This is a genomic window from uncultured Gemella sp. (assembly GCF_963519265.1).
Lineage (GTDB): Bacteria > Bacillota > Bacilli > Staphylococcales > Gemellaceae > Gemella.
Genome location: NZ_CAUQNQ010000080.1, coordinates 1 through 5,434 on the forward strand (window position 1 = coordinate 1; position 5,434 = coordinate 5,434).

Annotated in this window: 4 protein-coding genes; 1 reads left to right on the plus strand and 3 read right to left on the minus strand. The window is 30.8% G+C overall.

Annotation, left to right across the window (positions count from 1 at the left end; genetic code table 11):
• From RWN11_RS06795 to RWN11_RS06805, 3 genes are all read right to left on the minus strand, one after another.
• Nucleotides 1-1,150 (minus strand): cobalamin-independent methionine synthase II family protein (locus RWN11_RS06795; RefSeq protein ID WP_314160993.1); only part of this gene is annotated, 1,150 nt, incomplete at its 3' end.
• A 2-nt stretch (nucleotides 1,151-1,152) separates the two neighbouring features.
• Nucleotides 1,153-1,977, minus strand: coding sequence for a PhnD/SsuA/transferrin family substrate-binding protein (locus RWN11_RS06800; RefSeq protein ID WP_314160994.1), 825 nt, complete (start codon nucleotides 1,975-1,977; stop codon nucleotides 1,153-1,155).
• 177 nt (nucleotides 1,978-2,154) lie between these two features.
• Nucleotides 2,155-3,282, minus strand: a complete 1,128-nt coding sequence (locus RWN11_RS06805) for an acyl-CoA dehydrogenase family protein (protein ID WP_314160995.1) — start codon at nucleotides 3,280-3,282, stop codon at nucleotides 2,155-2,157.
• A gap of 386 nt (nucleotides 3,283-3,668) precedes the next feature.
• Between RWN11_RS06805 and RWN11_RS06810 the strand changes: the two genes are divergently transcribed.
• The gene (locus RWN11_RS06810; RefSeq protein ID WP_314160996.1) at nucleotides 3,669-5,108 is read left to right on the plus strand and encodes an amino acid permease; all 1,440 of its coding nucleotides are present in this window, start codon (nucleotides 3,669-3,671) and stop codon (nucleotides 5,106-5,108) included.
• The last annotated feature ends 326 nt before the right edge of the window (nucleotides 5,109-5,434 follow it).

The following is a 5,434-nucleotide window of genomic DNA, read 5'->3' on the forward strand; positions in this document are numbered from 1 at the left end:
TTTTAGCTTCATTTAGACGAGCTAATTTTTTATCAATTATCTCCATTGTACTTACCGGTCTATTAGCAAATGTAGCAAAGCCACAGTCAGGATTTAACCAAATTCTTTCTTTAGGTAAGAAGTGGAGAACTTCTTCAACACGTGATAAGATATCTTCTAGTGGTTCAATTTCATCAGTTCTTGGATTCATAACCCCAAGACCAAGTGTACAATTTTCTCTAATTAAATCACTACTTAATAATGAAGATATTTCTCCAGCACGAGGAGTAGAAAACTCTAATGTAAGTATATTAGGAAGAATCTCTTCGAATAATGGAAGTAGAGGAGTATAAGGTCCAGTAAGTAGAATACTTTCATCACGACTCCAATTACCACGACATACATGAAGAGAAACTAATATTTCTTTTTCTTTGGCATAATCAATTACAGATTTAATTAATTTAGTAGCAAATTTTAATTCTTCAGTAGGATCTTTTTTCTCAGATAATGCTGCACACATAAAAGATCTTGTCTTACCTTCAGAAAATACCACTTCGGTTAATACAGGTTCATCAAATTGAATAACATCTATGCCTATTTTTGCTAATGAATCAATTTCTTCTTTTAATACTTTAATTATGTCTTCTCCTAGAGAATCTTTGCTATCGTAATATTGTTTTGATAGAGCAGGTAACCACATGGACCTAGTTATTAAATAAGGACCTGGTAATGTTGCTTTGATTTTCTTATCGGTTAGTTTTTTTAGTTCAATCATTTCATCAGCTACCAGAGGTTTATTATATTTTACTTTCCCTGTACAAATTGCATTTTTTATACTAATTGCAGGGACGTCTAATATTTCTAGTATTTGTTCAAAACCTTGTTTGTCCTCAATATAATCAAACATATCAGCCATACTCATCATTGTAACACCGTCCAAACGTTCAGCAATAAATGAAACATAATTATCTCGATTTAGCTCACCGCTAGTGATTATATCAATATAATTATTTTCTTGAAGTTCAACTACATATTTTGTTTCTTCATCTAAGATTTCTTGATATGTTTTTAAGTCGATATTTCCTTTATTTAATTTTCGTTTTGCGGTTAATAGTTTTTTACTACGAGGCATACTGCCAAGAAGAGAAACTAAGAAAGATGAATTAGTCATAATTATTCACCATGAAACTCTTTAAAAAAATCTAAATATTCATTGGCTTCAGTAAGTTGTTTGAATCCAGAGGTACGACCAGATATCCATTCTTTTAATCCTTCCATATCCATCATTTCTTTATGCTCAGGATTATTGTAATCCATTTTATGTAATACTTCTATAAATTTTTCAAAACAAGCTACGTCTAATTCTGGATGTCCTGAGAAGATACAGTGATCAAAGAAATCTGTTTTCGATAAAATTTTCACCTGATTTTCATCTAGAGTTCCATCTGCAATCCAAGTATTATAGTTTAAATCTAACATCCACGTAGCGGCTACTTCATCATTTTTTAAAGCAATTGCTGAATCAAGTTCTCCACCAACATGGTCACCATGAAGGCCAACCCCGATATCAAATCGTTTTTCAGTATAATCTTTTCCAAATTCTAACCCAAGTTTGTGAAGGTGATTAATAGGAATTAATCTGGCTTGTGGTGAATCAATTGCACCAAAACCAATTGTTTTATTTTTTAAGTCTTCGATAGAATTTATGTTACTATTAGTTTTTACTACTAAATATGAACTACGATCGCGGTCAGTATCACGCATAGAACCATTTAACGCAGTTCCGTTAGTGCGTAAGTGAGTATCTAACCATGCTAAAGGAGAATTCCAAGCTACATCAATTTCTTTAGCTAATAAACCGTCAACTTGACCTTTGTAATCTTTGTAATAAACTGGTTCGATAGGGAAGTTTTCATCTTCAAAAAATTTTGCAATAATTCCCCAAATTACAGTAACCTTAGGATCATAAATAACAGCTCCAACTTTTAATTTTGTCATAATAATAAACCTCTTTTTAATTATATTTTTAAAAATAGGAGGTGACTAAAAAATCATGATTTCTCAGAAATCAATTTTATCGAGTCACTCCTATAAAGCTTATGAGTTCTCATATAAACTTTTGAAAATTTAGGACTTTTGAGGTGTCCCTTATATGAGTTATTTCAGAAAAATATTCTATGGTAATTGTTGACCTGTGATTGCTTTTCCTAACCAGATAGTAAGAACATCAACACTAGGTGCCATAATATGACTTGCGAATGCATCTCTTAGATAGCGTTCCATATTTCCAACACGGTTATATGCTTTACCACCACCAACACGCATTCCAAGGCGTGCTAATTCAATAGCAGCTTCACTAGCAAAGATTCTAGCTGATAAGATTTTAGCTAGCATATCAGTATCTTTATTTAAGAAACTACGAGCTGCTTCGTTCGTTCCAAGAACTGCTGCGTTAGTTTGGCTATAGATTTTAGCAAGATGAATTTGTACTGTTTCAATTTCGCTTAGAGATTTTCCATCAGGATATTTTCTATTAGTAGTATGTGCAACAGCTTCTTCTAGTATTGCTTCGCAAAGACCACTGTAGACAGCAGCCAGTCCAGTGATGAAGTATGTAGCAACAATGGTGAATACTTGATCAACTCCTGATCCAGCTTTACCAATACGCAATTCTTTATTTAATTCAACATCGTTAATTGCCATTTGACAAGAAACATTACCTCGCATTCCTAGACCATGCCAAGTAGAAGATTTGAATTCTAGACCTTCGCTATCTAGAGGGAATACCCAGTTGTCAATTCCACCTTCAACATCAGAAGGAGTAAGAACAAGATAATAAGATGCAAATTCTGCAGAAGTTACCATACTTTTTAGGCCATTAAATACTACTGAATTATCTTTAAATTCAGTTTTGACATCTGAGATATAGAAGTGTGTCCCAGTTCCTAATTCACTGTATGCAAGTGCCATAAATTTTTCATTTTCAACGATATCTTTACAAATTTTTGTTTTTAGATTATCATCGGCATATGAAAGAACACAGTTTAATGCAACATTATGCATCATATAGCATAGACCTACTGTAGCACTTGATTTAGCGAAAGCTCGACATGCATCTGCATGTTCTTGCATATCTTTTCCTAACCCTCCAAGTTCAGTTGGAATCATTAGTTTAAAATATCCAGCTTTTCCTAACTCTTTAAATACTTCTTCAGGAAATCTTTCTTGTTCGTCTATTTCTTTTGCAATAGGATCTATATATTTTTTTGCAAACTCCCTAGCTTCGTTATAAAATGTTGTCATAATAATGCCTCCTAACATTAATATATCTAATATATTTTTATATAAAAATTATACCATAAAGAATAATTCTGTAAATGCTTTCTATGTAGTCCTTAAAATGATATAAGAAAAATAAATTTATATAAAATATATAATAAATATCTTATAATTGGCTGATGTAAAATGATATATTTATAAGCATTTTAATAAATATATTATATTTTAAAATATAAAAATAAATTTTTTGCAGATGATAGGTGATATCATTTTCAAAAAATACACAACTACGTTATTAAGAATAAAAAATTGAAAAAATTATTGAAAAAAATCTGAAAATTTATTTACAAATTGTATTAAATCTTGTATAATCTATATTTATATAATTAATTAATGAAAGGATGAAAAATATGGCAGATTCAAAGATGGAAAGAAAACTGCAAGCTCGTCATATTAGTATGATAGCTATAGGTGGATGTATAGGTACCGGATTATTTATGGCAAGTGGAGCGGTAGTTAGTAAAGCAGGTTCTTACGGAGCAGTTTTAACTTATGCATTAATTGGAGTTATTATTTACTTTTTAATGGCTTCTATAGGAGAATTAGCGACATTTTATCCAGTTTCAGGTTCATTCGGAGCATATGCAACTAGATTTATAGATCCAGGAGTAGGATTTGGAGTTGGTTGGTTATTCTGGATATTGTGGATATTAGTAGCGAGTGTAGACATAATAACATTATCGAAAATATTACATTACTGGGAATTCTTTAGACAATTTTCAACGTTTTCGATTTGTATTGTATTTTTAGTATTTTTGTATTTACTAAACTTAGTAAGTGTTAAAGTATTTGGTGAAGTTGAATATTGGATAACTATAATAAAAGTTATGACAGTTGTCGCATTCTTAATAGTAGGAGCTGCAATTATCTTTGGAGCTACTGGGAATAGTGAAGCTGGTATTCATACATTTATTCAAAATGGAGAAAAAACAAGTAGCGCTGGTGTGTTAGGATTATTTGGTGTTCTTTCTACTGCAGCATTCTCATTTGGAGGAACTGAAGTTGTAGCTGTTACAGCAGGTGAATCTCCGAATCCTAAAGAGACAATGCCTAAAGCAGTTAAACAAGTTTTCTGGAGAATATTAATATTCTACATTGCTACAATGTTAATCATATCTTCGATAGTTTCAGCGAATGATCCAAGATTACTTGATACTAATAATGTAACAGCCTCTCCATTCACAATTGTATTCCAAAATATTGGTTTAGAAGTGGCGGCAGTTATTATGAATGCTGTAATTTTAACATCAGTTTTATCAGCAGCAAATTCAGGTATGTATGTTTCTAGTAGACAGTTATTTTCATTAAGTTCACATAATTATGGTCCTAAAGTATTTAAAAAATTAAATACTAATTCAGTACCAGTGTTTGCTTTAACTTTCTCGGCAATATTTATGGTATTGTGTTTTATTTTTGAGAGATTAAATCCAAGTGGTTACTACATGCTGCTTTCTATGGTTGGTATTATAGTAATGATAATTTGGATGGTTTCGTTAATATCTCAAATTCGTTTGAGAAGAGCAATTGTTAAGCAAGGGAAAAAAGCTGAAGATGTTCTACCTTATACGGCTAAAACAGGTGTTGTAGGTTCATACATTGCTTTAATTTCATTTGCAACAATAATATTATTACAATTAGTAGCTGATTATGCAACAGGTGGATTTGTGAAAATGTCATACAATTTAGTTTGTCCAGCTATAGGTGTAGTAATGTATATAGTATTTAAAATAGTGACAAAGAAAAAATTTGTTAAACTAGAAGAAATGGATATACATCCATATAAAGGATAATTAGTATTTGAAAAAGATTAATGAGTTAGAAACTTGTTAATCTTTTTCTATTTTTTGTGTGGTTTTCTTATGCTCAAATGAGTATGAATAAAATGTTTTAAGTAGAATGAGTAAAAATGCTAAAATAAAATTGGAAATTATAACAGACCTAAAATTTTTTCCAAAAGTTCGATGAATAAAAGGTATATTTCTATTTTGAAATTTTTTGATATAATTAGATTAACATTTTCAAGGGGATGACCCAAAAGTCCTAAAATTTAACAAAGTTCACATGAAAACTCATAGACGCAGTGGTTTATTGATATCTAAATTCGCTTTATAAAAGC

What these genes read in the sequence shown, in the direction of transcription:
- RWN11_RS06800 (WP_314160994.1), bottom strand. Translation starts at nt 1,977, where the DNA reads ATGACAAAATTAAAAGTTGGAGCTGTTATTTATGATCCTAAGGTTACT.
- RWN11_RS06805 (WP_314160995.1), bottom strand. Translation starts at nt 3,282, where the DNA reads ATGACAACATTTTATAACGAAGCTAGGGAGTTTGCAAAAAAATATATA.
- RWN11_RS06810 (WP_314160996.1), top strand. Translation starts at nt 3,669, where the DNA reads ATGGCAGATTCAAAGATGGAAAGAAAACTGCAAGCTCGTCATATTAGT.